The sequence below is a fragment of the uncultured Agitococcus sp. genome (assembly GCF_937920075.1).
Taxonomy (GTDB): Bacteria; Pseudomonadota; Gammaproteobacteria; order Pseudomonadales; family Moraxellaceae; genus Agitococcus.
Genome location: NZ_CALETI010000411.1, coordinates 1 through 1,187, shown reverse-complemented (window position 1 = coordinate 1,187; position 1,187 = coordinate 1). Strand labels below are relative to the sequence as shown.

Below are 1,187 nucleotides of genomic sequence, written 5' to 3'. Positions count from 1 at the left end.
TGCCAGTAATGCGGTAAATCTCGTTACGATGGACAATGCGTATATTATCGCTATCCCTTGTTGCAGGTACTGTGACTGCTTGGTTTTGTCTGATTGTGAATGTATAACCTTGTGTATGTTGATTCTCACCGCGATAGAACCGCTCACGCTCGCTCTGTGGTGTCGCTTTTGACCATACGCTAACGAGTGTTGACCATGCGCTAGTAAAGCCGCCTTGACCATCGCTTGATTTGGTGCATTGCTCAATCGTGATACGGTGCTTTAGTTCGCCAATGTTCATACATTAAATACTCGGTATTGATTCAACACGCTAACAACATGGGCGGGTAAATCGTAAGAGCCGCGATTATAAAAACGGTATGTGACAAGGTCTTTTAAGGCTTGTGTAAGTGGTGCTAGGCTTGATAACGCTGTGGCCATTGTCCACTCAATAACGATTAGCTCATCATTTGAATAGTCATAATTAAGGCGCAAACAGCCTGTGACTTCATTAAATAAATAATCTGTAATTGTATCGCTGTCAACAGTGACAACGACCGATGATGCGGTAATTCTTGGTGAGTAAAAACGATTTTTAACTGTTTCAGCAATGTATTTTGTACGCCAAACTTGAGGCCGTAATACGTTTTTAGTGTATGACTCAACCTCGCGTCTGCATGAAGTAATTAAAGAGCTAATCAAACTATCCTCATCACTGTTTTCAACTTTAGCCCATGCTTTAACATCGGCTGTGGTTATCGGTTCACTTCCCGATTCACTGATTAAAATAGACATGATTAGCCCTTTTTATGGTTGGTTAGCTAGGATTAACAGTGTCTTGCAAACGTAAACCAAATTTAACAAACGATGCGCCAACCGACAACGTAGAGCCTGCGGCTGTAACGGCTGTTGCGCGTACATAGCGTTTAAATCCAACATAACCAATACTTGACACACCTGCCGCGCTTAACGCTGCACTTGCTTCGGTATTGGTTAAATCAGCATCAGCAACGGCTGTATAGTCGATGTCGTTGTCGGATTCTTCGATTAACGGCGTTACGCTACCATCAGTATATTCGCCGACTTGAAAAATGATTTCCAAGCCTTCGCTACCTTGACGGTCAATAGCCGAACCAACCACATCTTCGCCATTGGCAACGGCTGTTAAAGCAATGGCAACGCCTACGCTAACTTGATTGTGTAAATCT

General features: G+C 43.2%; 3 protein-coding genes. All 3 read right to left on the bottom strand.

Features of this window, described 5'->3' with window-relative positions:
* A partial coding sequence (locus Q0212_RS14225) for a phage head closure protein (protein WP_297926660.1) occupies window positions 1–280 on the bottom strand: 280 nt, incomplete at its 3' end.
* Window positions 277–774 (bottom strand): phage head-tail connector protein, encoded by a 498-nt coding sequence (locus tag Q0212_RS14220; RefSeq protein ID WP_297926657.1) that lies wholly within the window; start codon window positions 772–774, stop codon window positions 277–279. The genes Q0212_RS14220 and Q0212_RS14225, both read right to left, overlap by 4 nt.
* Before the next feature lie 22 nt (window positions 775–796).
* A partial coding sequence (locus tag Q0212_RS14215; protein ID WP_297926653.1) for a hypothetical protein occupies window positions 797–1,187 on the bottom strand: 391 nt, incomplete at its 5' end.

What these genes read in the sequence shown, in the direction of transcription:
- Q0212_RS14220 (WP_297926657.1), bottom strand. Translation starts at nt 774, where the DNA reads ATGTCTATTTTAATCAGTGAATCGGGAAGTGAACCGATAACCACAGCC.